Annotated in this window: 22 protein-coding genes; 10 read left to right on the top strand and 12 right to left on the bottom strand. The window is 65.2% G+C overall.

Going from position 1 to position 24,893, the window contains the following annotated elements; all coding sequences use genetic code 11:
• The first annotated feature begins 19 nt into the window (after positions 1 to 19).
• A complete protein-coding gene (locus VN634_02290) occupies positions 20 to 1,369 on the top strand; it encodes a hypothetical protein (GenBank protein ID HXC49692.1) in 1,350 nt (449 codons plus the stop codon).
• Positions 1,370 to 1,430: 61 nt separating this feature from the next.
• Here VN634_02290 and VN634_02285 read toward each other — a convergent pair whose 3' ends face one another.
• The 6 genes from VN634_02285 to VN634_02260 form a co-directional block, all read right to left on the bottom strand.
• Positions 1,431 to 3,917, bottom strand: coding sequence for a PAS domain S-box protein (locus VN634_02285; protein HXC49691.1), 2,487 nt, complete (start codon positions 3,915 to 3,917; stop codon positions 1,431 to 1,433).
• Positions 3,918 to 4,047: 130 nt separating this feature from the next.
• The gene (locus VN634_02280) at positions 4,048 to 5,925 is read right to left on the bottom strand and encodes an ATP-binding protein (GenBank protein ID HXC49690.1); all 1,878 of its coding nucleotides are present in this window, start codon (positions 5,923 to 5,925) and stop codon (positions 4,048 to 4,050) included.
• A 234-nt stretch (positions 5,926 to 6,159) separates the two neighbouring features.
• On the bottom strand, positions 6,160 to 6,921 hold the full coding sequence (gene rph / locus VN634_02275) for a ribonuclease PH (GenBank protein HXC49689.1): 762 nt from the start codon (positions 6,919 to 6,921) through the stop codon (positions 6,160 to 6,162).
• A gap of 191 nt (positions 6,922 to 7,112) precedes the next feature.
• The gene (locus VN634_02270) at positions 7,113 to 7,994 is read right to left on the bottom strand and encodes an alpha/beta hydrolase (protein ID HXC49688.1); all 882 of its coding nucleotides are present in this window, start codon (positions 7,992 to 7,994) and stop codon (positions 7,113 to 7,115) included.
• Complete coding sequence (locus VN634_02265) at positions 7,991 to 8,650, bottom strand: DUF4254 domain-containing protein (protein HXC49687.1); 660 nt, start codon at positions 8,648 to 8,650, stop codon at positions 7,991 to 7,993. Before VN634_02265 ends, VN634_02270 begins: the two co-directional genes overlap by 4 nt.
• Before the next feature lie 158 nt (positions 8,651 to 8,808).
• Positions 8,809 to 9,849 (bottom strand): glycosyltransferase family 9 protein, encoded by a 1,041-nt coding sequence (locus VN634_02260; GenBank protein HXC49686.1) that lies wholly within the window; start codon positions 9,847 to 9,849, stop codon positions 8,809 to 8,811.
• A gap of 247 nt (positions 9,850 to 10,096) precedes the next feature.
• Here VN634_02260 and VN634_02255 point away from each other — a divergent pair, with 247 nt between their 5' ends.
• Positions 10,097 to 11,851, top strand: coding sequence for a hypothetical protein (locus VN634_02255; protein HXC49685.1), 1,755 nt, complete (start codon positions 10,097 to 10,099; stop codon positions 11,849 to 11,851).
• Between the two features lie 138 nt (positions 11,852 to 11,989).
• The gene (locus tag VN634_02250) at positions 11,990 to 13,639 is read left to right on the top strand and encodes a DUF87 domain-containing protein (GenBank protein HXC49684.1); all 1,650 of its coding nucleotides are present in this window, start codon (positions 11,990 to 11,992) and stop codon (positions 13,637 to 13,639) included.
• 12 nt (positions 13,640 to 13,651) lie between these two features.
• Here the strand turns inward: VN634_02250 and modA are convergent, their stop codons facing one another.
• Entirely contained in the window at positions 13,652 to 14,455 is an 804-nt protein-coding gene (gene modA / locus VN634_02245) for a molybdate ABC transporter substrate-binding protein (protein HXC49683.1), read from the bottom strand.
• Between the two features lie 123 nt (positions 14,456 to 14,578).
• Between modA and VN634_02240 the strand changes: the two genes are divergently transcribed.
• Positions 14,579 to 14,929, top strand: coding sequence for a hypothetical protein (locus tag VN634_02240; protein ID HXC49682.1), 351 nt, complete (start codon positions 14,579 to 14,581; stop codon positions 14,927 to 14,929).
• Positions 14,930 to 14,938: 9 nt separating this feature from the next.
• On the opposite strand, the gene VN634_02235 is transcribed toward VN634_02240, so the two are convergent.
• The gene (locus VN634_02235; protein HXC49681.1) at positions 14,939 to 15,529 is read right to left on the bottom strand and encodes a Uma2 family endonuclease; all 591 of its coding nucleotides are present in this window, start codon (positions 15,527 to 15,529) and stop codon (positions 14,939 to 14,941) included.
• 307 nt (positions 15,530 to 15,836) lie between these two features.
• Here VN634_02235 and tpx point away from each other — a divergent pair, with 307 nt between their 5' ends.
• The 3 genes from tpx (at position 15,837) to VN634_02220 (ending at position 18,218) form a co-directional block, all read left to right on the top strand.
• Positions 15,837 to 16,343 carry a thiol peroxidase gene (gene tpx / locus VN634_02230; GenBank protein HXC49680.1) on the top strand — a complete coding sequence of 169 codons (507 nt, stop codon included), beginning with the start codon at positions 15,837 to 15,839 and terminating at the stop codon, positions 16,341 to 16,343.
• 643 nt (positions 16,344 to 16,986) lie between these two features.
• Entirely contained in the window at positions 16,987 to 17,304 is a 318-nt protein-coding gene (locus VN634_02225; protein ID HXC49679.1) for a hypothetical protein, read from the top strand.
• Between the two features lie 20 nt (positions 17,305 to 17,324).
• On the top strand, positions 17,325 to 18,218 hold the full coding sequence (locus VN634_02220) for a hypothetical protein (GenBank protein HXC49678.1): 894 nt from the start codon (positions 17,325 to 17,327) through the stop codon (positions 18,216 to 18,218).
• 166 nt (positions 18,219 to 18,384) lie between these two features.
• On the opposite strand, the gene VN634_02215 is transcribed toward VN634_02220, so the two are convergent.
• A complete protein-coding gene (locus VN634_02215) occupies positions 18,385 to 19,047 on the bottom strand; it encodes a TetR/AcrR family transcriptional regulator C-terminal domain-containing protein (protein ID HXC49677.1) in 663 nt (220 codons plus the stop codon).
• A 127-nt stretch (positions 19,048 to 19,174) separates the two neighbouring features.
• Here VN634_02215 and VN634_02210 point away from each other — a divergent pair, with 127 nt between their 5' ends.
• The 3 genes from VN634_02210 to VN634_02200 all read left to right on the top strand — a co-directional run bounded on the left by VN634_02210 (position 19,175) and on the right by VN634_02200 (position 22,548).
• Entirely contained in the window at positions 19,175 to 19,972 is a 798-nt protein-coding gene (locus VN634_02210; protein ID HXC49676.1) for a peroxiredoxin family protein, read from the top strand.
• An 83-nt stretch (positions 19,973 to 20,055) separates the two neighbouring features.
• On the top strand, positions 20,056 to 20,583 hold the full coding sequence (locus tag VN634_02205) for a hypothetical protein (GenBank protein HXC49675.1): 528 nt from the start codon (positions 20,056 to 20,058) through the stop codon (positions 20,581 to 20,583).
• A gap of 21 nt (positions 20,584 to 20,604) precedes the next feature.
• Complete coding sequence (locus tag VN634_02200) at positions 20,605 to 22,548, top strand: hypothetical protein (protein ID HXC49674.1); 1,944 nt, start codon at positions 20,605 to 20,607, stop codon at positions 22,546 to 22,548.
• A 15-nt stretch (positions 22,549 to 22,563) separates the two neighbouring features.
• On the opposite strand, the gene VN634_02195 is transcribed toward VN634_02200, so the two are convergent.
• Genes VN634_02195 through VN634_02185 form a run of 3 tightly spaced genes read right to left on the bottom strand, consistent with a single transcriptional unit; the run spans position 22,564 to position 24,893 of the window.
• A complete protein-coding gene (locus tag VN634_02195) occupies positions 22,564 to 23,253 on the bottom strand; it encodes a FecR family protein (GenBank protein HXC49673.1) in 690 nt (229 codons plus the stop codon).
• A 36-nt stretch (positions 23,254 to 23,289) separates the two neighbouring features.
• Positions 23,290 to 23,685, bottom strand: coding sequence for a hypothetical protein (locus VN634_02190; protein HXC49672.1), 396 nt, complete (start codon positions 23,683 to 23,685; stop codon positions 23,290 to 23,292).
• A gap of 50 nt (positions 23,686 to 23,735) precedes the next feature.
• Complete coding sequence (locus tag VN634_02185; protein HXC49671.1) at positions 23,736 to 24,893, bottom strand: serine hydrolase domain-containing protein; 1,158 nt, start codon at positions 24,891 to 24,893, stop codon at positions 23,736 to 23,738.

The raw sequence follows: 24,893 nt of genomic DNA, 5'->3' as shown, positions 1-24,893 counted from the left end.
GGCGCCAACGGTCAGCTCCGTGCTCCCCGATGACGTCGCCATCCCGAACGGTTTCGGCGGAAATCCGATCGAATTCTTCGACGACTTCTCGTGGAGGAGTTTCATCGCATTGAACTGGCCGGCGCAGACTCCCGGGCCCGCGGGTGCCACGAGGGGTGTGGCCGATGCAGCAGCCGCCTTCGGCGATACGACGAAGCCTCTTCTATGGGAGAGCTGGAAAACGGACTGGGAGATGATTCCGGGGGCGAATTGCCTGGGTGATGCCGCAGGCTGCGCGATCCGTCCCTGGAACGAAATGGGAGAGAATCCGTGCGGTACGCCCAGTAGTCCGGACACCAAAGTGCTGGCCGCTTTCTCGACCTTCGAGAATCTCGCTCAAGCAGGATTCGGAAATCTCGAGGGGCCGATCGTCGACCAGGGAAAACACTACGCGCGCTTTGAGATTCACGTGAATCGTCCAACCTTCGAGCCGATCTTTCAACGCAAGCTCTTCCTGCGTGCGAATCTGCCGACTCCTGCAAATCCGGTGGTCTTCGCTGACGGAGCAGGCGGCAACCCGCACAGCGTTCTGGTCAAGGCGGCTTGGCGGGATCTGACCGGACTCGCGCCAGAGAAGCGTGCGCGCTTCCTGGTTCGATCGGCACTCGTCTTCGATCCTGTGGCGCTGACTTGCGCGCAACGGGACGTAGGCCTGGTCGGGTTTCACATCCTCCAGAAGACGATCAGTCGTCCGCAATGGATCTGGTCGACATTCGAACACGTCGACAACATACCGGAGTCATCAGCCTCTGCGCCGGGGGAAGTAAAAGGTGAGGCGCCGTTTTCTTTCAATGATGGAGCCGGATCGCCCAAATCGCCCAAGACGACGCCGCTATCCGCGACGAATCTTCCCGTGGACCAACCCAACCCCACACAGATTCTGCGTGAGAAGAAGATTCACGCATCGACCGGCGGAACCAATGCGCTGTATCAGAATGCACCCGGGGTCAGCACAACCGTCTTCCGCTTTTACAGGCTCGTGATGACGCAATGGCCGGTAGTCGTGAAAAATCCGGACGGGACCGAAGCCCGCGGCGTACCTGCGAATACGTTTCCGGGAGCTGGCAGCGATCAGACAGCATTCTCGAACAGCGTCATCGAGACATTTCGCCAGAAGCCGATCGTGAACGGCTGCATGAACTGTCACGATCTGGCGACGCAGGATGCCTCGAGCGACTTCGTCTGGTTCCTCACAACCCGGGCAATTCCCGCCGTCGGATCACCGGCCCCAGCGCCGCCCGCAGTGGCTGGCGGGACGCTCGGCCTGGCTCCAGCGGTCGTCGAGGAGCCGCGCCTCGACGGTCTCGAAAAGCTGATGAAGGAACACTGACGCGTCCGGATGACCGTCTATGCTGTCGATGCGCAGGGTCGCGGTCCGCGACGACGCAACCTCATTCATTTCGATGGGCCGCTCGCGCCGGCGCCAGCGTGAACGAGATCGTCGTCCCCTTCTCCACCTTCGCGTCCGCCCATACCCGCCCGCCATGGCGCCGCACGATGCGCTCGACGGTCGCTAGCCCGATGCCGGTGCCTTCGAACTCAGAGACCAGATGCAGCCGCTGGAACGGATGGAACAGCTTGCCGACGTATTCCATGTCGAAACCGGCGCCGTCGTCGCGCACGAAGTAGACCAGCTCGGTCCCTTCCAGCCTTACACCGAACTCGATCCGCGCGGTGGCGTGCTTGCTCGTGTACTTCCACGCATTTCCGAGCAGGTTTTCCATGAGGATGCGCACCATCGACGGGTCGCCGGCCGCCGGCGCCGCTGCGGCAATGACGAACTCGACGTTGCGCTCCGGCTGCGACCTCCGAAGGTCGTCCGCGACCAGGTGCGCGATCGCCGCAAGATCCACGTTGCGGCGCTGGATCGCGTTGCGCGTGATGCGCGACAGGTTGAGCAGGTCCTGGATGAGCTGCGCCATGCGGTGGCTGCTCGCACGCACGCCTTCGACGTAATCGCGCCCGGTTGCCGTCAGCGTCGCGCCGAACTCGTCGAGCAGCAGCCGTCCGAAGCCTTCGATCACGCGCAGCGGCCCACGCAGGTCATGCGAGACCGAATAGCCGAACGCCTCGAGCTCCTTGTTGGCGGCTTCGAGCTCGGCGGTGCGCTCCTTCACGCGCTGCTCGAGCTCTTCGTTGAGCAGGCGGATCTCTTCGGCTGCGCGCCTGCGCTCGGTCACGTCGCGGGCAACGCCCTGCACGGCAACCGGCACGCCGTCGCGCAGCACCGGCCGCGCGCTGATCTCCAGCGTGAGGCGCCGGCCGTCCTTGGTGATGATGTCCGACTCCATCGCCGACGGCGGCTCGAAGCCGGCCATCACGCGCATCATCTGTTCGACGGCGCGCGGCAGGTCTTCGGGAGCGACGATGTCGCCGAGATTCTTCTGCAGGGCTTCGTCGCGCATGTAACCGGTGGTCTGTTCCGCAGCCCGGTTGATGGCGAGGAAACGGCCCGTCAGGTCGTGCACGTAGACGAGGTCATTGGCGTTCTCGATGAGCTCCCGGTAGCGCTCTTCGCTTTCGGCAAGGGCACGCGCGGCGCGATTGTGCTCGGTCAGATCGTGCATGACGACCTGCACCGAATCGCGGCCTCCGTACATGATCGGCATCGCGATGATCTCGACTTCGCGCGTCATCCCGTCGAGACGCACGAGACGACCTTCGACCTGTTCGATGGTCCGCTCCTCGAGCACCCTTCGCAGTCGCTCCTCCAGGCGGGCGTTGTCGCCGGCATGCATGAAGCGAAGGCTCGGCTGTCCGAGAATTTCGCTGGCGTCGGCCGCGCCCACCAGGCGCACTCCGGCGCTGTTGACGAAGACGATGCGGCGATCCGAATGTACAGCGATCCCGTCGGGCGAGAATTCGACGAGCTGGCGGTAACGCCCTTCGCTCTCGAGCAGCGCCAGCTCGGCCGCCTTGCTCTCGCTGATGTCGGTCAGCGATCCGGTAATTCCCGCCGCGCGGCCGTCGACCACGTGCCTGCGGCTCGAGCTGCGCACCCAGCGGATCTCGCCGTTCTTCGCGAAGACGCGGAATTCAATCGGCTCGCGCGTACTTTCGAGCACGCGCGCGAAGCTTGTCCGCAGATGGTCGAGATCGTCCGGATGGATGAACGCGGCGAACGGCCGGCCGATCAGCTCCTCGGGGGAATGTCCTGTCAGCCGTGCGACCGCCGGGCTGATGTAGGTGACGATTCCGCCGGTGCCGAGCGTAAAGACCACGTCGTTCATGTTCTCGACGAGCGAACGGTAACGCTCCTGGCTCTGGCGCAGCTCTTCGGCGATCTGGCGGCGCTCGGAGTTTTCACGCTGCAGGTCAGCGGCCCGGCGCCGCGCTTCCTCGAGAAGAAGCGCGCTGCGAAGTGCGCTTGCGGCATGTGCGGCGAACATCGACAGCAGCCGCACGTCGGCGTCCGAATAGGTCCTGCCGGTGGTGTACTCGCTGACGCCGAGCGCACCGACGAGCTCGCCGCCGCACATCATCGGCACCATCAGCACCGCACGAACTCCGGTCGCCGCGAGCTCGGGAATACGATGCTCCCAGTTCTGGTAGTCGTTGACGACGATCGGCTGGCGCGAGCGCGCCATGCGGCCGGTCATGCCCTGGTCGAGCGCGAAGCGTTGACCGACGTTGAGGGTGCTGTAGCTGGTCGCAGCCACCTCCACCTCACCCGCCTTCATATCGTAGAGAAACACACTCGCCGACGAGCATTGGAGCAGCCTGATCACGCGTTCCATCAGCGTGCGGAACAGGGACTCCAGATCGGGCTGTACGGAAAGGTCGCGGGAGGCTTCGTAGAGGGCCGAATATTCTTCGGCACGCCGTTTCAGATCATCGGTCGGGATGTCGCGGGCCTGCTGCTGGGTCCAAGAGGTCATTTCCGGCGTCCCGCCTCCCGGAACTGCGGTTCACCTGCTGCGGCGCTCCCTGCGGGAGCTGCCGCCGAGGCACGACGGGTTATGCCACGCGACCCGGGCTCACGGAAGGCCGCCATTCCTCCGGGGTCGGCTACTGGGCCTCGCCGAGCATCTTCATCAGCGCGGCGGGAGCAACCGGTTTGACCAGGTGCAGGTCGAAGCCGGCCTCCATCGACTTGCGGCGGTCGTCGTCCTGGCCCCAACCGGTCAGCGCGATCATCGTGATGGCGCTTCCCCACGGTTGTTTGCGGATCTCCCGACACGCGTCGTAGCCGTCCATCTTCGGAAGGCCGATATCGAGCAGGATTACGTCCGGCCGGAACCTGGCAGCCTTCTCGATCGCGTCGAGGCCGTCGTGCGCCAGCTCGGTCTCGCTTCCTTTCATCTTGAGCAGCATTGCAAGGGTCATGGCGGCATCTTCGTTGTCGTCGACGACGAGGATGCGGCGGGCGGGTCGGGTCGAATCTTCCATGAGCGGTACCTCTTCGTGCTGTTTTTGTGCCTGCGCCGTAGCGGCTTCCGCAAGCGGGAGTCGCACGGTGAAGGTGCTTCCGCGCCCCGGCCCGGCGCTCGTCGCCGAAACGCTGCCCCCATGCAGCCCGACGAGACGCTGGACGATCGCGAGCCCGATGCCGAGCCCGCCCTGGGATTGTACCAGCGAATGATCGATCTGCGTGAACATCTCGAACACGTGCGGGAGCTTGTCCGCTGGAATCCCGACGCCGTCGTCGCGTACGACGGCGACGGCCTCATTTCCGTCGCGGCGCACCTCGAACGCGATCGTTCCGCCGTGACCGGTGTACTTGCTCGCGTTCGTCAGCAGGTTTCCGAACACCTGCGCAAGGCGGACGGCGTCGCCGTCGAGAACCATTGGTTCCGCGGGCATCGAAACCTCGAACGTCTGGCCGGCCTGATCGAAAAGCGGCCGGCTGGTCTCGGCTGCCTGCTCGACGACAGACGCAAGCTCGAGCCGCTCGCGGCGAAGGTCGAGCTTGTCGCGCGTGATGCGGCTTACGTCGAGCAGGTCGTCGATCAGCCGTACGAGATGCGCCACCTGACGTTCCATCAGCGTGCGCGCGTTCTCAAGCATGGCGGCATCGCTGCCGGCGAGCCTCATGATGTCGAGAGCGTTGCGCACCGGTGCCAGCGGGTTGCGCAGCTCGTGGGCGAGCGTCGCGAGGAACTGGTCCTTGTTGCGATCGGCTTGCTTGAGCGCCTCTTCGGCATTCCTGCGTTCGGTGATGTCGATGTTGATGCCGAGCATTCGCAGCGGTTTGCCGTTCTTGTCGAAGAACGCCGATCCGCGCCCCGCAACCCAGTGGACGCTGCCGTCCGGCCACAGGATGCGCCATTCATGCTCGAACTGTCCGGTAGTCATCGATTCGACAGTCTTGCGGATAACTTCATCGCGATCGTCCGGATGCACGACGTCATGCCATACGAAGCCTTTGCCCGAGATATCCGCGGTCGTGCGTCCGTACATCGCCGCAAGCTCGTCCGTCCATTGGTACTCGTTGGCCTCGATGTCCCATTCGAACGTGCCGATGCGGGCAATGCCCTGCGCGAGCCGCAGGCGCTCCTCGCTGCGTCGCAGCACCTCGAGCGCCTGGCGCGACAACGTTCGCGCGCGCCGCATCGCCTGGCCGAACCCGATGATGATCGCGCACGTGGCGAGGTAGAGCAGCAGGCCGATGAAGTTCGCCGCGCTGCCGAAAGCCAGACCGCCGCGCGGCTCGATGAAAAGACAGGAGGCGGCAAGATAGCCGACGATCGCGACGGTGATGGATTCGAGCCGCCCACCGGCCCAGACCGCCATCGCCACCGCCCCGAACACCGTGATGAAAGGAAACGAGGTGCCCAGGACCGGATCGAGCAGCAGGCGAACCGCCACGGCCAGCGACAGGGCGACGAGCGATATCGCCCAGGAATTCGCGGTGCCAAGCTGCGCCGTGCGGTGTGGCTGATCCATTGTGACTGCTCGCGTGACTGCTCGCGTAACTGCTCGCCGGAACTTCTCGCCGGACTCTTTGCAGGATGCCTGCACGGCCCGCGATGCGTGCGGGCAACGACGCTACCCGGTCGAGGAGTAACGTGTCGATCCGGCAGGTGGCGCGACCGGACTTGAAGCTGCATACCGATGCTCGTCGGTAACCGCCTTGCAGCTACGGGTCAACTCAATTCCTGCCGGTTCTGGCGAGCCGCTTCAGGTCGTCTCCTGGAGCACCCGCTGCTGCGCGTCGAGGAGCCGGCGAATGCCCTTCCATGCAAGATCGGCCAACTCGTCGAGCTGTGACCTTCGAAACGTGCCGCCCTCGCCCGTTCCCTGCAATTCGACGTACTCGCCGTCGTTCGTCATGACGACGTTCATATCGACGTCCGCGCGAGAGTCTTCGTCGTAGGCAAGGTCGAGCAGCGCCCGGCCGTCGATGATGCCGACACTGACGGCCGCAATCGCCTTGACGACCGGGCTGCGTTCGACGAGCCCCTCGCGCTCGAGCTTCCTGCACGCAAGCGCGAGCGCAACCCATGCGCCGGTGATCGACGCCGTACGCGTGCCGCCATCGGCCTGGATCACGTCGCAATCCAGCTTGACGGTGCGCTCTCCGAGCGCGTGCATGTCCATCGCGGCGCGAATGCTGCGGCCGACCAGGCGCTGGATCTCCATCGTGCGGCCGCCGAGCTTTCCGCGCGCCGCTTCGCGGTCGTTGCGGGTATGGGTCGAGCGCGGGAGCATTCCATATTCGGCGGTCACCCAGCCCGTGCCCCGTCCTTTCAAAAAGCCCGGCACGCCCTCTTCCACGCTCGCCGTGCAGATCACGCGGGTTCGGCCCATTTCGATCAGGACCGAGCCCTCGGCGTGCTCGATGAAGCCCGGATGGATGTGGAGCGGGCGCAGCGCCTCGTCGCTTCGGCCGTCGCTTCGGCCCGTGGCTGCTGTGGAATCAGTGGTCGCGGTCGATGACATTGTTTTTTCCTTGCACGCCTCGGTGCTTTTACGTTGGCAGTCGGCCACGCGGGGGTGTTACAAACCCGCCTGGCTTTCAGCAGCCCGCCCACGGCCCGACCGACTCGCAATCTTCGGTTCCGGGGGGAACCCGGAAATCGGGGACAGCCACAGCTCTCGTGCTCGAAAACTGTACCTGTCCCCGATTTTCGTCACTCGCTCAAAAACCTTAAAACCCGACCGTTTACGTCATCCGGCTTCTCGCAATGGACGAAGTGTCCTGCGCCGTCGATGACCGCCATCGAGAATCCTCGAAGGAACGAGCCCTCCATTCCTTCGGCAACCTCGACGCCCATGCAGCCGTCGCCTCTTCCGTGAATGTACAGGGTCGGTACGTCGATCGGCTCGAGGCCGATCCGCATCTGGTCGGACGCGAGCGACGGGTCCTGCAGCGCCGGATTGAACGTGCAGCGGTAGTAGCCGAGCGCCGCTTCGAGGACGCCTGGCGCCGAAAGCGTTTCGAGCACCGGCGCGATGTCGGCTTCGGTGAACTTCCACTCCGGCGACCAGTCGTGCCAGAGGTTGCGGATGAAGCGCAGGTCGTCATGGACGACCGCCATTTCGGCCAGGAACGTCTGGAAGAAGAACATGTACCACGAGCGTTTCTGCTGCGCGTAGCTGGTCGTGAACGCCATCTGGACCTGCGGGCCGTACGGAACCGCGGCCGTGATCAGCTTGCGGATGCGCCCGGGCGCGAGCAGCGCTCCGCCGTACGCGGCCAGAGCGCCCCAGTCGTGCCCGAAGACCACCGCCTGGCCGTCCGGCGACAGCGCTTCGATGAGCGCAGCGACGTCATGGCCGAGCGCCGCCGTCTGGTACGTGCCGGTCGGCGACGCCGATGTCGGCGCATAGCCGCGCATGAACGGCGCAACGACGCGGTAGCCGGCCTTCGCGAACACCGGCATCTGGTGGCGCCACGTGCGTGCGTCGTCGGGAAAGCCGTGCAGGCACAGCAGCAGCGGCCCCTCGCCCATCGCAAGCGCGCAGAAGTGGATGCCGTTGGCGTCCAGCTCGATCCTGGTCGGCTCGGTCATTGGTTCCCTCCCGTTCCACCTGCTCCGGCTTTCATGCGCGCGGCGGCGGCACGAAGCGCGGGGTTCAGGCGCTGGTCGTTGTACGTTTTCATCTGACGGTAGAGCTTGAAGTGGCGGCGGCCGGCCGCGAAGTCGTCGAGCAGCCGCGCGAGGCACGCGGCAAGATCGCTGCGCTGCCCGCGCAGCACCTTCGCCTTTGCGCGGCATTCGAGCTCGACCTCGCGATCGGCGTCGGCCGACGCCGCCGAAGCAACCGCGTCGAGGTTGTGAATCCTGAGCGCAAGGATGCTCAAGCGATCGATCATCATCCCCGCGGTTTCCGAATGAAGCTCGGAGCTTCGCAGGTCGACGTTCGCGTAGCCCGCGAGGATCTCCGCATCGATCGCTTCCATCAGATCGTTGCGCCGCTGGTTCCACGGATCGATCGCGCGCTTGATCGCGGCAATGCGCGCATCATCCACGTCGCGGCGGCGTGCCTGGTCTTCGAGATGCCAGATCGCGCAGTTGGCGGCATGCCCGGCCTCGACGAGCGCGCGAAGATCGCCCGACGGGAGCACATCCGCAGGCGCCGCAGCAATGGCGTCCGACGACTGAGGACTCTGGCGGGCGGGCGCGAGGTCGTGCAGCGCAACAATGTCGGACGCCGAAAGCTCCATCGAAAAATCCGGCCGGACCCTACGGCAGGAACACTGACCGCGCGAGCGGGAAGGTCAGATGACCGCGCGAGCGGGAAGACCAGATGACCGCGCGAGCGGGAAGTCCAGATGCCACGCGCGAGCGGGAAGCCGGGATGGTAGCGCGCGAGCGGGAAGGATTACGGGGCGAGCAACTTCAATGCAGCGGCCACGACTTCGTCCACCTCGACTCCTTCGATCGCGCGTTGTGCCGCCGTTCCCCGAAGCTTGCGCGAAGGCTCGGCCCCACCGGCCGACAGCATGATCGACGGCACCGGCGCGAGCGGCCGATCGGTGCGCCACGGCCGGCCGCCGACCAGCACGACCGACGCAACCTTCTGCATCCAGGCCATGTGAAGCGCCGCCGTATTGCTTCCCACGTACAGCCGGAAGTGTCCGAGCAGGGCCATCATCTCGGCGAGCGTCGTCGGCGGTGCGACCGCGCACCCGCCGGTCCCGCCGGCGATCGCGCCGGCCATCTCCATCTCGCCCGGGCCCCAGAGGACCATCGACCGCACGTTCGCATCGGCGAGGCGGCTGGCGACGTCGCGCCAGCGTTCGGCCGGCCAGCGGTCGTACGATCGCGCTCCGCTGGTGGCTGCAAAGATCGCGACCTCGGGTCGGCCGGCCTCCTCATAGATGCGGGCGCCAACTGCCGCGGCGGCCGGCGGTATCCATAGGGCGGCCTCGATGCCGGTCGCGCGCGGACTGCATTCGAGCCCCAGCGGGACCAGGAGCCGCTGAAATCGCAGCACTCGATTTTCGTAGTGGTCCTCAAGCCTTACGTGCTCATTGGTAAACAGAAAGTTTGCTTCTCCACCGGACTTTCGGTCGAAGCCGATCCGGCGCGGCGCGCGGCTGGCGAACGCAAGCACCCCGCTTTTCAGCCGCGTGTGAAAGTCGATCGCGACGTCGTAGCGCACGGCCGCGAGCTCGCCGCCCACGCGCCGCAACTCGCCGAGTGCCGCCAGCGGGCCGCCCTTCATTTCATGCCTGCGCACGACGTGGAGCCGGTCGATTGCCGGGTGACCTTCGAAAAGCGGCCGCGCAAGGTCCCCGATGACCCAGCCGATTTCCGCATCGGGAAACGCGGCGCGCAGGCGGACGACGGCGGGAAGAACCCTCAGGCAGTCGCCGATTGCACCGAGCCTTGCGACCAGGATCCGTTTGGGTGTCGGCATGCGCATGCGAGGCAGTTCACTCGGGGACCAAGCGGCAGGCGGGCCCCTCTTGACGGGCCAACTAGCGAACGGCGCTCCGCAACGCTATTGGAACGGCAGCTATCGCGAGTCCGGCCGTGCGACGCGAGTCGAACGAACGAAAGCGCGGTCCGGCGGGGGGCACGGAGACGCTCGGTGCTGGCGGTGCACGACAGGCGTGCTTCGGTCCTCCATGGAAAGAAGAGCCCGCGCGAAAGAAAAGCCCGCGATGGAAGAGCCCGGCCTGTGCGGGCGCAATCTTGGCAAAGGGAGCATCGGATACGTGAGGCCGAACGTGGCAGGAACCTTTGCGCAGATTGCCCTGCTCGCCGCGCTCGTGGCGGTTGCCGGCTGTTCGGCCGGCCGCCCGGGCGCCGGTACGCAGGACAACGCGAACCTGTCGCCGGCCGATCTCGCCCGCGCGTCGCTCAGTGCCGGTAATCTCGTTCCCGCCGAAACCATTCTTGGCGAGGCGCTGAAGCCGCGCGCCGGCACCAGAAAGACGGCGGCTCAGACACCGGAGACGGCAGAGCTGCTGCTGCTGCGCGCCGAGCTGCGCATCCGGCAGGGCCGTTATCCCGAAGCCGAATCCGATGCGCTGACCGCGATGGCGCTGGTGCCCGCAACTCCCGACGTCGAACCAGCGCCCGCATCGGCGCCGGCGCCGCCAGCCGGCGCAAAACCGGCAACGCCGCCACCGCCGGCGAAGCCACCGCTCACGCAGCGCGCAATCCATCTTCGCATGGCGAAGCTTTACGAAGACGTCGGTCGCGATCCGTTCGCCGAGCATCACATCCAGTCGGCGCGCGATCTTTGCCTTGCCGACGCTGCGCTCGTCGAGAAACGCGAATGCGAGCGCGAACGCGAAGCACTGGTGCGCATCCGCATCGCCCGCGGGCGCTGGGCCGACGCCGAGCCGCTCGTGCTTGCCAACATCGCCGAGGTGCAGTCGCGCTACGGCCCCGAAGACATCCGGCTTTCGGTTGCGCTGTGCGAGGCCGCGCGTTTTTACGCGCGCCAGGGAAGCTACGCGTTGTCGGGACCTCTGTTCGCGCGCAGCTTCAGCCTCTGGAAGGTTTCGCACGAAGAAGCTCTGGCCGAGCATCGCCAGGCCATCGCGCAAGGTCAGCCGAGCCCGTTCGACGCCGAGTTCCTGCGGCCGCGCGCGGGCAACATCGTGTTCGCGGCGCCATGCGGCCTGCAGGAACAGCCCGGCATCCTCTACAAGCTGGGGCTGGCCACCGCGGCTGCCGACGCTGCGCGCTACGAACAGCACCTGTGGGCCGTCGACACGGCCGGCGCCGAGATCGCGGTACGCAACCTCGACGCGCTCGTCGCCCGCAATGCCAGCCCGTTCGAGATGGCCCCGACGCGAAACGCAATCGCTTTCGTCGCCCGCAAAAAAGGCGACCTGACGCGCGCCGAGCAGGAGCTGCGCCTCGCCACCGAAGCGTACGCCGCCGCGTGGCCGACTCTTCCGATCTCCGAACGCCGATACGTCGCCCCGGATTACCTCGAGGCGCTCGAAAGCCTGGTCGAGATCCTGCGCGGTTCGCAGCGTTTTCCCGAGGCAATCGAGCTCGGGGAGCGCGCGATCGAAGTCGCGGCGGCCGCCGTCGATGCGTACGACTCGCTGCGTCTCGACACGCTTCTGTCGCAGGCCATCACGTACCGCGAAATGCGCGACGCGGAGCGGGCCGAAACCGCGGCCGGCGTCTATCTTGATGCCGTACGAAAAGCGCGGGGCGACCAGTCGGCCGACTACGCGTGGGCTCTTCGAACGATTTCGTTCGCGTACCTGCTGCGAGAGGAGCTTGATGCATCCCAGAGAATGGAGATGCAGGCCAAGGCGATATGGGCTAAACAGGGCGCCGTCGCGCCCGAGTTTTCCGAGGGACAGGAAGTGCCGAGGGCACCGAGGCCTTCTCCAGAACAAAGGCGCACGACGACCAGCAGCAGCCGGGGACGGGCTGCGCGGCGTTAGGCAGCGGATCGAGACCTACGCGGCGGTCAGGGGAAGGACCATCGCGCACGGACAGAACAGGGGAGACGGCTTTCGCGATTCGTGACACGGGTTCATGGATCGCGGGGATCGATCTGGGGGCAGTGAAAGGGGATCGCGGTGAGCGAACAGTCGACCAAGATTGGTCACGTCATATCCGTTGCGGGCTCGAAGGTTTCTGCGCTTCTTGTCTACGCGACTCCGAACGCCGTCACGGCGGCGGCCGAGGCCGCGAGCACGGCGAGCAACAACGGCGTCGCGCGCTCGGCCGTGCAGGTCGGCGCGATCGCACGCATCCAGACCGGGCACTCGACGGTCTTCGGAATGATCTCGAGCCTTCGCACCGAGAATCCTTCGTTCCCGCCGGTTGCCGACGAAAAACACTTCTTCGAGATGGAGCTGCTCGGCGAGGCGATGCTCGACGTGGGCACCGGAAGCGAAGGCACGTTCCAGCGCGGCGTGTCGGTCTATCCCGGCCTCGGCTCGGAGATCTACACGGCAACGCGCGCCGACCTCGAGCGCGTATACGCGCGGCCGGCCGCTTCGAACGTACGCGTCGGAGCGATTCACCAGGACCGCAGCCTGCCGGCGTTCGTAACCACCGATCACCTGGTCGGAAAACATTTCGCCGTGCTCGGAACGTCCGGTTCCGGAAAGTCGTGCACGGTGGCCCTGCTCCTGCGCGCGATCCTCGACCAGAACACGTGCGGCCACATCGTGCTTCTCGATCCGCACAACGAGTACCGCCAGGCATTCGGCGAGCGCGCCGAGGTCGTCTCGCCGCAGAACATGGAGATGCCGTACTGGCTGCTCAACTTCGAGGAGACCGTCGAGCTGCTGATCGGAAAAGACGGCATGAGCCAGGAGACCGAGGTCGGCATCCTCAAGGGCGCGATCCTCGAGGCCAAGCGCCGCTACGTGGGCGAGGGCCGCGACACCAGCTACATCACCGTCGATACGCCCGTGCCGTACCGCATGGCGACGCTGCTGCAGTATCTCGACCGCCAGATGGGCCGGCTCGACAAGCCCGATTCGGCTGCGCCGTACCTGCGCATGAAGGATCGCATCGAGACGCTCAACGCCGACAGCCGCTACAGCTTCATGTTCTCGGGCATGTTCATCTCCGACAACATGGCCAAGATCCTGAGCCGCATCCTGCGCATTCCGGTGGCGGGAAAACCGATCACGATCGTCGATCTTTCGGGCGTGCCGTCGGAGATCGTCGAGGTGCTGGTCTCGATGCTCTCGCGCATGATCTTCGATTTCGCGCTGTGGTCCGAGCGCAGCAAATCGGTGCCGGTGCTGCTCGTCTGCGAGGAAGCCCACCGCTACGTGCCGAAGGGCGAAGCCGCGTTCCCGTCGGCCAGAAAAGCGCTCGCGCGCGTCGCCAAGGAAGGCCGCAAGTACGGCGTCGCGCTGTGCCTGATCACGCAGCGCCCGTCGGAGATCAGCCCCGAGGTGCTCTCGCAGTGCAACACGCTGTTCGCGCTGCGCATGAGCAACTTCCCCGACCAGGAATTCATCGCCAAGACGCTGCCCGACAGCGCCGGCGGACTGATCAACGCGCTGCCGGCGCTTCGCACGCAGGAAGCGATCGTGGTCGGCGAAGGCGTCAACGTTCCCGTGCGCCTTACGATGGACAATCTTGCCGAAGAGTTCCGGCCGAGAAGCGGATCGGCGAAGTTCGCCGCCGCGTGGAAGCAGGAGACGACCGCGCAGGGATTCGTCGAGGCGACGATCGAGCGCTGGCGCCGGCAGCAGCGCGAGTAAGCGCGCGTCGCGCTACTTCGGAATGAACCCGAAGCGCCCGAAGATCGCCTTCGCTTCGGACGAAAGCAGGAAGTCGCGAACCGCCCTCGCCTCCGGCCGGTCATGGCCGGCGACGATCGCAAGCGGATAGATGATCGGCCGGTGACTCGTCTCCGGCAGAAGACCCACCACCACGACCTTCTTCGAAGCCAGCGCATCGGTCGAGTAGACGACTCCGGCGCGGGCTTCGCCGCTCTCGACGAGCTCGAGCGAAGCGTGCGCGTCGGCTGCGCGAATCAATTTTGGCTCGACGGCCTGCCAGACGCCGAGGCTTGTCAGAGCTTCCTTTCCGTAGCGGCCGACCGGCACCGAGTCGGGATCGCCCATCGCGAGCTTGCTGTCGTCCAGAAGCTCGGCCAGCGGCAGCCCCGGCTTCATCTCCATCTCAAAAGGCCGCGCCGCCACCGCCACGAGCGCGAGCTGATTTGCGAGAAAGTCGACGCGGCTGCCGAACCCGACGCGGCCGTGCGCGACGAGGGTATCCATCGACTGCTCGTCGGCGGAGATGAACAGATCGGCCGGCGCGCCGCCGTCGATCTGCTTTGCCAGGAGAGATGACGCGCCGAACGTAAGGCTCGGACGCTGCCTGGCATGGGCTGCATACGCGTCCGCGGCCGCCGTCAGCGAAGCCTGAAGGCTCGCCGCCGCAAAGATGATCGCGGGAGCTTCCGCGGCAAGCTCCGGTGATGCTCCGTCGTTCTGCCCGCGTGCAGTCTCAGGCGCACACGCCAGAACGACGACGAGCGCGGATACGATGATCCGTGGAATAAGCGACAACTGCCCTCCTCCGACCGCTGTCACGGCGCCGATATGGCCCACCGGATATATCGGAAATGAGACTCTGTCCACAAAAATAGTGACTGGTCAGGTGTCACTAGTTGTGGAAATACTTGCGCCCGGATGGTCACGCTTCGAATCAAGACCCAGATCTACGATGGCGACGAGATCGCAATCGGCCCGGGCAAAGCCGATCTGCTGACGGCGATTGCAGCCACGGGCTCGATTGCCGGCGGCGCACGGGAGATGGGCATGAGCTACCGGCGCGCGTGGCTGCATGTGCTGACGATGAACGATCTGTTCCGCACGCCGCTCGTCGACGTCGTGCGCGGCGGATCGGGGCGCGGCGGAGCAACGCTCACATTGCTCGGGACCAGGGTGCTTGCCCGCTACCGCGCGCTGCAGGCTGCGGCCGAGAAAACCGCGGCGCCGCACTTCCGGAAGATCTCGTCCGAGATGGCTGCGCGCAAGTAGCCGCGCGCTTCAGCCGCAGTCTGCGAAAATCTCCGCGAGCGGAATCTCGAAGTCGGAAAGAACGGACGAGCGGACCGAGCCGCTGACGATGTCGAGCGGGCTCGTAAAGCGTCCGTCGACCAGGCGCAGCACGCTCACGTGCCGCGTCTTCGGGTAGATGAGCCAGTATTCGGCGACTCCGTTCTTTTCGTAAATGCGTCTCTTCTCGACGGTGTCGCGGCGTGCGCCTGTCTTCGAGACGATCTCTACCACCAGATCCGGAACGATCCGGAAGAAGCTGCCAGGTTCCGGCTTGCGACCGGCCTTGAGCGTATCGGCAGTGACAAAGGAAACATCCGGCTCGACCGTATCGCCACTCGGCAATTCGTACCCTGCGGTCGCATCGCTCACGAGACCGAGGCGTAGCGTACGCACGTGCTGAAGAAGCGCCGCCGAGATACGCACGCCGATCATCGAATGCGGGTATCCCGCCGGCGGCGTCATGACGATGTGCCGGTCAAGCAGCTCGTAGTGGTGGATATCGGACGACGGCCGCGCCGCGAGCCATTTGAAGAACTCGGCCTGCGTGAACTTCTGTTCGGAACGGAATGCCGTCTCCATCGCCATCGTCCTCCGATTCTAGCGTCCGGCATGACCGAGACAAGTTACCGCTGCGCCACTCGGCATCGCGACGACAGCAGTGGAATAAAGCGAGGTCGCCGCGTCCGATGCCGTTGCAATACTGGTATGTCCGCACAGCCTCGAAATGACATCCACGCGATTGAGACTCGTCATCGGACAGTCCTACGGGTGCTGCGCCGCCAGGCGCTGCGGAGGTGACACATGACGAAGCCGTTGCGCTCGCCCGCCTCCCCCGCTAACTAGCCGCCATTCGCAACGTCCCGTCCTCGCTCAAAGGAGACAGCCCATGGCCACAACCACCCTTCGCGGAAACCCCGTCACTCTTTCCGGCACCATGCCGAAAGTCGGCGACAGCGCGCCCGACTTCAACCTTACCGGTGCCGACATGGCGCCGATCACCAAGCAGTCGCTGGCCGGCAAGAAGAAGGTGATCGTCACGCTTCCGAGCGTCGATACGCCGGTGTGCCAGACCGAGACGAGGACATTCAACCAGAAGGCCACGTCGCTCGGCGACAACGTCGTCGTCGTGATCGCGAGCTCCGACCTTCCGTTTGCCGGCAAGCGCTTCTGCGCCGCCGAAGGCCTCGACCGCGTAAAGACCGGAAGCGACCTTCGCGACCGCGACTTCGGCAAGCGCTGGGGCGTCGCGATCGCCGACGGTCCGCTGCAGGGCGTGACCGCGCGCGCGGTCTTCGTGGTCGACGAGAACGACAAGATCACCTACGCCGAGATGGTGCCCGACATTGCGCAGGAGCCGAACTACGATGCGGCGCTTGCGGCGCTCAAAAGCTGACGCGGAAACCTTTCGCGATCGAAATGGCCTCGCTGCGCATTCGTGCAGCGAGGCTTTTTCTTTGGATCTGCGTGATTCGTGTGGGTCCCTGTTTCGGGGGTTTCGATCAAACGGGGTCCGTCAGATTGGCGACGGCATCATCGTCAGCAACTTCAGCCTCTCTCCTCGTCAAGTATACCAACATTCCGCGGGGAATGTCGGTGATGGGGACTGTTCATTCTGCACGAAAATCCCCGGAGAGCATTTCGGTGATGGCGACGGGTCATGCTGCAGGAACATTCCCCGGCGAATGTCGGCGATGGCGAGTGTCATGCTGCACGAACATTCCGCGGGGAATGCCGACGATGGTGACGGGTCCGAAAAGTTTCGTCGGATAACACGCGCGCGGCGCGTCGGGCGCGGACCGCGGCCAGCTATGCTACTTTTGTTATGGAAGCGCCGTCGCGATGTCGATTTCGCTTGACGCGATATTTCGCCGTTTGACGTCGCGTATGGCGAAGCGAAACGGAGCGTGCCGCTTTTTTCGCGACTTCGCGCGTTACGCCGCTCGGATCTCGCGGCTTGTCGCGACAGGCGCATGTCTCTGAGCGGTCGCGTCCTTGCGGCGAACCACGCCTGAAAAACCCGTGTTACAAGGGTCGTCATGACGACATCCTTCGATAGCATTGCAAGACTCTCCGAAAAGGAACTGCTCGATCACTTCGAGTGCCTCGTCGCCCACGACCGTCGTACGACCGCGGCGCTTCTCGTCGCGATCGCCGAGATCGACGAGCGCAAGCTCTGGGCCAGGCATGCCTGCTCCTCCATGTTCAGCTTCTGCATGGAGCGCTTCCACATGTCGGAGCAGGTAACGGCCAAGCGGCTTTGGGCTGCGCGCACGGCGCGCCGCTTTCCGGTCGTGCTGGACCTGGTCGCACGCGGCGAGCTGCATCTCAGCGCGATCCATCTGCGAGGCATCTGACCACCGAGAACCACCTGCGAGTGCTCGAGCGCGCCAGGCACAGGAGCTCGCGCGAGGTCGAGCGTCTGGTTGCCGAGCTCGCGCCGCGAGCGGATGTGGCGTCGCGTGTTCGTGCGATGCCCGGAGCTCGCGGTGCGAACGCGGCAAACAATGGACCGGCGGTGCCGGCTGACGCGACTTCTTGCTCGAGTAATCGGCCGGCCTCCACGGCCTCGCCGGCCTCCGATGTCGTCGGCCTCGCGATCGCTCCACGGTCAGCGCCGCCGGTAACGGTGACCAAGCCGATCGTTCCGCTCAGCCCGCGCCGCTACAAGATTGAGATCACCGTAGACGAAGAAACGCACGACAAGCTTCGGTCGCTGCAGGATCTGCTGGGCCGCTCGGCGACGGGTCGCGACGCGGCCGCGATCATCAGTCGTGCGATCGACGTGCTGCTCGTCCGGACACTCGCGCGCAAGGCAGGCTGCACCGATCGACCGAGGTCGACGACGCCGACGAAAGAAAAATGCACCGATCGGCCGAAGCCGACCACGTCGACGAACGCGGAATGCACCGATCGACCCGCCGCAACGCCCACCGCCGATACGACGGAATCGCAGCGAGGACAGCGATCCCGCACCATCCCGGCGGCCGTGCGACGCGAGGTATGGCGGCGCGACTCGGGACGCTGCTGCTACGTAGACGCACGAGGACGTCGCTGCCGCGAAACGGGCAACATCGAGTTCCACCACAAAGCTCCGTTCGCGATGGGCGGACCTCCTACGCCCGAAAACATCGAGCTGCGCTGCGCGGCACACAACCAGTATCAGGCGGACCTCGACTTTGGCCGCGCCTTCATGGATGCGAGGCGCGGCAATCTCGCCAATGCGCGAACATTCCCCGGGGAATGTCGGGGGATGGCGGCCGCGCCGTGAAGGCGTCGTCGGAGCTCGACTCTTGTCGATGCGGATGGTCCTCGTCTGGGCCGGAATCAGGCGGGTGCGCGCGGCTCAGAACCCCGAAGCACCCACACAAACCCGAGAAGAGAGCCTTTCTTTAGCAGCGCGATCCGCTCTTCGATCCCCGGCCGTCGTGGATTCGTCATTTTATGCGACGCTTCCGCAAGGGCGCCTCGTCGCCAAGGCCTGCCAGGAACAGGTCGAGGCCGCTGCGAAACTCCGATTCGGGTTTGCTCGTGGTCGCCGCCTTGGCGATTTCGCGAAGACGCGCATAGCGATCCTCGGGCAGCGCGCGCACGCGTGCGATCACCTCTTTGGCCTTCTCTTTCCTGCCGGTAATGAGCGGCGCCGCCAGCTCGACCTGCGCGAAGCCGGTGACGATCGCGGTCAGCGCGCGAAACGCGATCAGCAGCTGGCGACCCGAGCGGCCGCTTCGCGCGAGCGCAGCAAGCAGCGCCTCGGACAAATCGAGCACCGCCGGTGAGCTGCTCCGGCGTGTGAGGATCAGCGGAATCGTTGCCGGATGCGCGCGCACTGCGCGCCACATCGCGATTGCGATCTGCCGAACGTCGTCGCGCCAGTCGTCGTGCTCTACGCCCTTCCAACGCGTGCCGGCGATGACGGCCTCGACCACCAGCATCTCGAGATCCTCGCGATGCTCGACGTGGTTGTAGAGCGTCATCGCGCCGGTGCCGAGCTCGGCCGCGAGCGAACGCATCGAAAGGCTCTCGAGCCCGTCCCTGTCGACAAGCGCGAGGGCCGCCGCCTGGAGCTGCTCACGCGAAAACTTTGCCGGCCTTCCCATGAAACCTCTTGACCTTTGCTTGCATCGGACTATTTAAGTACACCGTACCTAAACGCTCGGCGCGATGCCAGCGTTGCCATGAAAAAACCCCCGGCAGTCGGGGCATGCGAGACGACGGAGTCGAATGATGAACGGAACTTCCGCAGGTTTTCTGGCGATCGCGCTCGTCCTTGGCCCTGGCGTCCGCTGGCTCTGGTTGATGCAGCGCGTGCGGATTCCGAAAGACCGCACGGCCTATATCGCGCCGAGCGTTGCCGGCGCGCTTGTCGGGGTCTTCGCGCTGAGCGCGCACCCTTCCCTTGCGGCCGGCATCTCAGCAGGCCTTGCCGTCGTATCCGGATCGGTGTTCGCGCTGCTGTGCGCGGCGAGCCGCCAGGCACCGAATGTGCCCGCCGTCACCGTCGGTCGCCCGATTGTCGACTTCACGGCGCTCGACGATGAAGGCCGCCCGTTCGACCTCGCGAGCCTTCGCGGCCGGCCGTTCCTGCTCAAGTTCTTTCGCGGCCACTGGTGCCCGTACTGCGTCGCCGAGCTCAGGCGGTGGAACGAGCTCGAGCCCGAGCTCGACGCGCACGGGATCCGGATCGTCACGGTTTGCTCGGACAGCGCCGAGCAGATCCGCAAGGGCCGCACGAAGCACCGCCTGAAAGCGAACATGCTGCCCGACCCGGACCTTGCGATCACCGACCGCTACAACCTGCGCAATCCGAAGAACTTCGCGCCGAAGCCGGGCGTGGTCATTCCACTGCCGATTCCGACGACGATTCTCGTCGATGCGAGCGGCATCGTGCGCTGGATCGATCAGTCGACGGATTACATGCAGCGGTCGGATCCGGAGACGGTGCGGACGGCCATCGCGCAGACGCTTGGCACGCGCCAGGCATCAGGATCGGCCTCAGCGTCCGCGGCGCTCATGCCGGCTTGAACGCGCGAAGGTGCGGCGTCACTCGCGACGCCGGTTCGCGCGGAGCGATTGCAAAGGCCACCGGATCACTGGCTGATGACCGCATGACAGATCAGCCCGCCGCGACAAAGCCTGCGGACAAGCAACCCATGACGGCTGGGCAGCGCATCATCATCACGATGACCGTGCTCGGGCTTTGCGGGATGATCCTCTTCTTCCTCGGCCACAAATCGGTAATCCACGGCACGCGGACCGCCGCTGGCCAGCCGATGAATGCGACGGTGGACAACAGCTTCCTCGGTCTCATCCCTCTGGGGCAGAACGATTTCCCCGGATTGAAGAAGGCATCGCTCGGCGTGACTCATGGCGGCAGGAACAACACGGTCAGCTACAATACCTGGGTCGACTGCGATCGCGGCTATGTGGCGCTGATCTCGGTATCCGGCGGCAGTGAGGATTCGCACCTCGCATTGATCCGGGAAATCAATGCGGCCGTTGACGACCCGGTGGTTCTTGCCTTCTCGGCGGTCTACGGTCCGCATCCGCTGTTCAACCTCGCCCTGATCCTCGTGGCCAGCGGCGTGATCGTATCCGCAGTGGTGATGCGGCGGACGACCGGGATCGGATCGTAGCAATCAGTCATTCGGCGAACCGTGGACCGCAATTCCCAGACAGGTTGGACAAGGAAGTCGCTCCTTCGCGCGGCGGCGTTCGCCATCGGTCTCCTCACCGTTGTTCTGATTGCCCATGCGCCCATCCTGAAAGACCTGATCCACTTCCTCCGCCTTCCCGAGCTGTCGTCCGCTGCCACCGACACGGCCACGCACTACCTGCGCGTCCGGGACGCTCGCGACCTTTATCTTCCTTCGGGACACCGGCTCGGCTGGGACCCGTACTGGTTTCAGGGCTACGTCCCGTTCCTCCTCTACCCTCACCTTACTTATGTGCTGCTCGCGCTGTGCAGCATGGCCGTCCCTGTCGACCTCGCGCGCCTGTTCAATGCCTATGCCGTTGTCACCTACTTCGCGCTGCCGATTCTCGTCGCTGTCGCCGTCCGGCGATCCATCGGCTGGTCTGCTGCGCTTGTCGTCGCGGCGTGGCTTTCGGTGCTGTCGACGTTCGGCGCGGGCTTGAAGGGAGTGTTCGTGATCGGTCTGCTCTCGCAGCAGGTCGGGACGCTGGTCTTCGCTGCGCTCGCGCATGACCTGATCATCGCGCGCCGCATCGATCGCGCGGCGATCTGGCTCGGTCTCATTCCGCTGATCCACGTGCACACCGCACTGATAGCCGCCGTTGCGTGGCTCGGCGCCGGTCTTCTGGCGCTCGTCGACGGGAACGGGAGGCGCAAGGAACTCGCAGGCTGGTTCATGAGCAGCGTAATCGCGCTGCTGATCGCATCGCCCACGCTTCTTACCGCCGTACAAGGTTGGGGACAGGTAGGAAGCTCCACGTCCTTCGGAGCACTTGACGATCCGATCTGGCGGCTGGTGTCGGGCACGCTCGTGGCGCCGTGGCCCACGCTGCTGGCCATCATTCTGTGCATCGGGATCGCTGTGTTCAGGACTCCGGGCACGGAACGGAAGCGCTTCGCAGTCTGGTGCGGAGTCGGATCGCTGCTCGTCGCCGTCTCGGTACACAAGTGGACCATCGACGTGCCGGCAATCGACCGTGTGATGGTGTCCATGATCTACCTGCGAACCTTGCCTTTTGCGTTCGTGTGGACGGCTCTCCTCGGCGTTGCGATGTGGAATCGCCTTCCATCGCTGGCGAGGGGTGTCGTAGTTGCTTTCACGGTCGCCGGAATCGTCGGTGCGTGGCCGATGCAGAAAGCGCCCGCGGAGAGAATTCGATCGACGTGGGAAGAAGACTGGTCTGCAAAAGACCTGTCCGTCGAGGACTATCGCTCCGCTCTGGACTGGGTTGCGTCGGACGTCGACGATCAGGTTACGACCCTTGCCATTTCGGCGCCGCGGCCACACGCGCGTGCGCTCGTTGCCGCCATCGAGTTGCTTCGACTTCCGCTGATCGGCGGTCATGGGGCGGAGCTGGCCAGCGTGCACAACGGTCGCCTCGTGGAAAATGTCGTTGACCTCCCGTGCGAGAATCTGCGTCGACAGACCAGGGACTATGCGGTCGGATACATGGTCGGCGTCGACGGCGAAGACGCCCGGCACGTCGAGGAGTGCCTCGGAAATCCTCCCGCCGCGCAGTACGGCGACTGGTGGGTGTTCGCGACCGGCTATCGCTGGGGAACGATTGCCGGCGGAGCGATCTCATTCGTGAAAAACGAGACCTGGACGGAACTGAGCTGGAGGTTTCAGAAGCGGCCGAGCCCGGCACGAGTCCGGCTGCCTGTTGCCAACTCCGCTCCGTGGACGGCAGAGGTCGACGGTACGCCGGTAGCAATTTCTTCGACCGCCGATCGAATGATGACCGTCACGATCCCGGCCGGCGCAAAGCAGTTGAAACTCCGCTACGACGGATATGCAGGCGAATGGGCGAGCGTCGCGCTGGCGCTTACGGCGCTGATGTATGCGGGCTTCCGTTCGTACCGCCACACGCTGCCTGAGCTTGCGAGTCGAGGTGACAGCGGCTGACCACTACGTGCGGAATTACCGCGGCGCACTCGGAATCAGCACTTCCTTCAAATACCCGTCGATCGTCTCCTTGCTCGGCGCGAGCGGCTCGAGCATCCCTTCGCTCAGCTTGCTCGCGCAATTGCCCGCCGTCAGCGCCACAGGCGCAAGCCCTGCGTCGTCTTTCAGCGTGCGGACTTCGACGGTTCCGTCGAGCGAACAGATCGCATCGACTTTGGTGTCGCCCCACAGCGTCGTGCCGCGCACACCGGCTACGGCGTTCGGCGTCGTGATCTCGTAGCTGCTCGGCCCTTTCTTCCACTGCGTGACGTGCAGCCAGAATTTTCCGATCGCGACCGACAAGCGGCCGGTGCGGCTTCCGTCGGCGTCGAGCAGCAGCGACGAAACCTCGATCGTCGTGCCGCCGCCGATCGCGACGACCGAGTGATCGACGAGCGTGACCTGGACCTTTCCACCCTCGCCGGTCTCGAGCCTGTCACCGGCCATGACCGGATAGCCGGCCGTCGCTGCGATGCGCTGGTCGCCATGAATCAGCACGGCTTTGCCGTCGAGCGCATCGATCCTGCCAATGCGGACGGCTGCTGGATTGGCATCGTTGCCGCCTGTTTTCGCCTTACCGCGATCTGGCGGCGGAAAGCAGCCGGTGACCACCAGCGCGAATACAGCCGCAGACAGACCGAGCCTCGAACATCGACGCGAACGCACGATACGGATTCCCCTCGGCGAAGACCGCCGCCACCGTTAAAGCACGCAGATGTTCGTGACGCGAAGGCGGACGTTCGTGACCATCCCTTCCAGGACTTCGACTTTCCGCCTCGAACCCTCCCAGCAGGAGAAGTCGCCTTGCTCGCGGATGCGGGCCTTTACGCGGTAGAGGCCTGGCGCGACCTCGATGCCGAAGTGTCCGTCTTTCGGGAACAGTCTCGCGACGAGCGTGCGCTCAGGAAGCTTCTTGATGATCACGACGAGGTTGTCGCCTTCGTATACGGGAAAGGGTTTCGGCGGGATGCTGCACGGGCCCGGACAGGTGGCATTCAGCACCACGCCGGAAATGCCGCTGGCCGTGGTGCCGGCGTACGCCACGGATGCGATCAGCATCGCGGCCAGCATTGCAGCGGGGATCTTTGAGCGCGTCATCGCGGACAACTGTACGCCCGTTCGGCTGACGCGGGCAATGCCCACCAGGCTCAAAGCGACGCGTATACCGCCCGGATCAGGTTCCGGTTGGTCGGATTGTTGTAGCGCGGCCCCATCCGGTTCATCACGTAGCCGAAACCGATGCCCGCATCCGGATCGGCAAAGCCGAGCGCGCCACCGGCGCCGAAGTGCAGCACGGCCGACGGACTGGGTATGACAGGCTTTTCCGGCAGCGTGAGCTGAAAACCGAGACCGAAGCGCGACGGACGCCCGAGCACGGCATCGATTCCCGACGAATGCTCGCGGCACGCTTCGGCGACGACGTCGTGGCCGATCAGGTTCCTGCCTTTGAGCGTGCCGCCCGCCGCAACGATGTCGTACAGACGCGCAACTCCGAGCGCCGTCCCATGACCGTTGGTCGACGGATACTCGGCGCGCCGCCACTCGACGCGGTTGACGGTACCGTGTCCGGACGCGCCCGCAGGATTGAAGTACGACTGGAACACCATCAGCTCGTCTTCGGTGAGCCTGGCGGGATCGATCCTCGGAACCTCGGCAAGCTCGGGCAGCCAGACGAACTCCGCCACGCGCGCGTCGTCTTCCGGCGCGACCCCGATGTGAAAGTCCGCCGCGAGCGGTCCGGCAAGCTCTTCGCGAAGGAACGTGCCGATGCTCGCACCGCTCACGCGGCGAACGATCTCGCCGACGAGAAACCCGAACGTGTTGATGTGGTATCCGTGGCGCGTGCCGGGCTTCCACCACGGCCGTGTACGAGCGAGCGCGCCGGTCATGAAGTCCCAGTCGAACATTGCGTCGGCGGCGAGCGCTTCGCGTACGGCCGGAAGGCCGGCCTGGTGGCTGAGCACCTGGCGAACGGTGATGAAGTCCTTGTCGCCTTCGGAAAATTCGGGCCAGTAGTACGAAACCGGCAGATCGAGGTCGACGAGGCCGCGGTCGACGAGCACGAGCAGACACAGCGCCGTGATTCCCTTGCCCACGCTGAACGCATTGACGAGCGTGTCGTGCTGCCACGGCCGGCGGCGCGCTTCGTCGGCGTATCCGCCCCACAGGTTGACGACCTCGCGGCCGTCGACCGTCACGGCAACCGCCGCGCCGAGCTCGTCGTGCTTGGCGAAGTTGGCGGCGAAAGCGTTTCGTACCGGCTCGAAACGCGCGTCGCAGCGGCCTTCGATGCGGATCTCCGTCAC

This window comes from Candidatus Limnocylindrales bacterium (genome assembly GCA_035571835.1).
Taxonomy (GTDB): Bacteria; Desulfobacterota; Binatia; order UBA1149; family CAITLU01; genus DATNBU01.
This window is presented reverse-complemented; position numbering and strand designations above follow the sequence as displayed.